The sequence below is a fragment of the Slackia sp. genome, assembly GCF_977041755.1.
Map to the genome: position 1 here is coordinate 1 of NZ_CDRRGL010000211.1, position 2,129 is coordinate 2,129.

Genomic DNA, 2,129 nt, shown 5'->3' on the forward strand with positions numbered 1-2,129 from the left:
AGGCCCTCGCGCAGGCCGGCGACCATGTGGTCGCGCAGAAGACCATCTACGGCGGCTCGTACAACCTGCTCGAGCACACGCTTTCGCAGTTCGGCGTAGAAACCACCTTCGTCGACGCGCACAACCTCGCCGAGGTCGAAAGCGTCATCAAAGACAACACCACCGTCATTTACCTGGAAACGCTCGGCAACCCGAACTCCGACATTCCCAACGTCGACGCCATTTCCGAAATCGCCAAGAAGCACGGCCTGCCCGTCGTAGTCGACAACACCTTCGGCACGCCGTACCTCTTCCGCCCGCTTGAGCACGGCGCGAACATCGTGGTGCATTCCGCGACCAAGTTCATCGGCGGCCACGGCACCTCGCTTGGCGGCGTGATTGTCGACGGCGGCAACTTCGACTGGAAGGCAAGCGGCAAGTATGCCGAAATCGCCGACCCCAACCCGAGCTACCATGGCGTGAGCTTCGCCGAAGCCGCAGGCCCGGCCGCATTCGCGACCTATGTGCGCGCCATTCTGCTGCGCGACGAAGGTGCCTGCATCTCACCGTTCAACGCATGGATTCTGCTGCAGGGCACCGAGACGCTGTCTCTGCGCGTCGACCGTCATGTCGAGAACACGAAGAAGGTTGTCGAATTCTTGGCCAACGACCCGCACGTGGCTTCCGTGAACCACCCGAGCCTGCCCGATCACCCCGACCACGAGCTCTACGAGCGCTACTTCCCCAACGGCGGCGCCTCCATCTTCACGTTCGAGATTAAGGGCGGCCAAGAAGCAGCTTGGAAATTCATCGACAGCCTGCAGATTTTCTCGCTGCTCGCCAACGTCGCCGACGTGAAGAGCCTGGCCATTCACCCGGCAACCACCACGCACTCCCAGCTGACCGAGGCCGAGCTGGCCGACCAGGGCATCACGCCTTCGACCATCCGCCTGTCCATCGGCACCGAGAATGCCGAAGACATCATTTGGGATTTGCAGCAGGCCTTCGCCAAGCTCGACTAACTTCAGGCGAAGGGCAGCCGCGCATGGCAAGCCGCAAGGCCGCGCCACGAATCGCAAAGCTGAGATAGAGAAGGCCCTGGAATCGACTTCCAGGGCCTTCCTTGCAATTTGCGACTCATTAACCAGCTACCGTTCGGCCGAAAACGCAGGAGGCACATTCGGCGTAAGCAATGTTTTCGCCTGATCCTCGCATGCAGAGATGCCCGCCTGGAGCATTTTGCGGTATTTGTCACGGCTCATGCCTTCGTCGAATACGCCGCCCGCATACGTCAAAACATCGAGGGCAATATTGCCGCCGCCGTTCGAGAGCTTATCGACCGACGAAGCCATGCTTGAGAACTGCGCGTCGGAGTACACGTTCTTCTCAAACTGGTACTGCAGCAGCGTTTTCCCATCGTCGAGCGCCGCCGAAATGCCCGAATCGCGCGCCGCGTCGAGCACGCCGTCGGCTTCCTCGCGATAGCCTTTAAGCAGCCACGCGTCGCCGAATTCCTTCGCCTCGACAAGCCACGCGGGAAGCTTCCGCCCATCGCCGCCCGCCTGCGACACGTCTCCATCAACCTTCGCCGCCTGCATGCCGTCGTCAATCGCGGAACGCAAATTCGCCGCCGCGGCCAAATAATTCTTCATGCTCTTGGTGAGCTGCTCGTCTTCGCTCGAGCCCACCAGGGAATAAAACCTGTCCTCAAGCGCCTGTTGCGCGCCGCCTTCGGGAATGCTCGCGCGCAGCGACGAATTCGTGGCGATGCTGAAATACCAATCCAAGAACGCGTCGGTTTTGCCCGAGCACGTCGCATACGAGCTCTCGAGCGAACCTTTCAGCTGGAACGACATCGTGCGCAGGTTCGCCTCGTCGGCCGAAAGCGAGCTGGCGAGCGCATCGATTTTCGCCTGGTCATACAGCGCGCCGTCAATGGAATAGACCGATTTTCCCGCGAGTTCGCGGGCGATTTCCTGCAGGGCCGTGCCGTTTTCGGTTTGCATGGCCATGCCGACTTTCATTTCGCCCCAGAAAAAGCCCGCCACGAGCGCGACGGGGAGCACCGCGGCCATAACGACGTAGCGCCGCCAGATGGGTTGCGTCGCGTCGTCGCGCTTGATCGCGTCGACCGAAACGAAAATTTTGCG

At 61.0% G+C, this 2,129-nt stretch carries 2 protein-coding genes; one reads left to right on the plus strand and one right to left on the minus strand.

The window, feature by feature from the left end; translation table 11 throughout:
• A partial coding sequence (locus ACWI8T_RS09600) for an O-acetylhomoserine aminocarboxypropyltransferase/cysteine synthase family protein (RefSeq protein ID WP_449138787.1) occupies positions 1–1,001 on the plus strand: 1,001 nt, incomplete at its 5' end.
• A gap of 126 nt (positions 1,002–1,127) precedes the next feature.
• Here ACWI8T_RS09600 and ACWI8T_RS09605 read toward each other — a convergent pair.
• Positions 1,128–2,129, minus strand: a 1,002-nt coding sequence (locus ACWI8T_RS09605) for a hypothetical protein (protein ID WP_449138788.1), incomplete at its 5' end; no start/stop codon positions are given.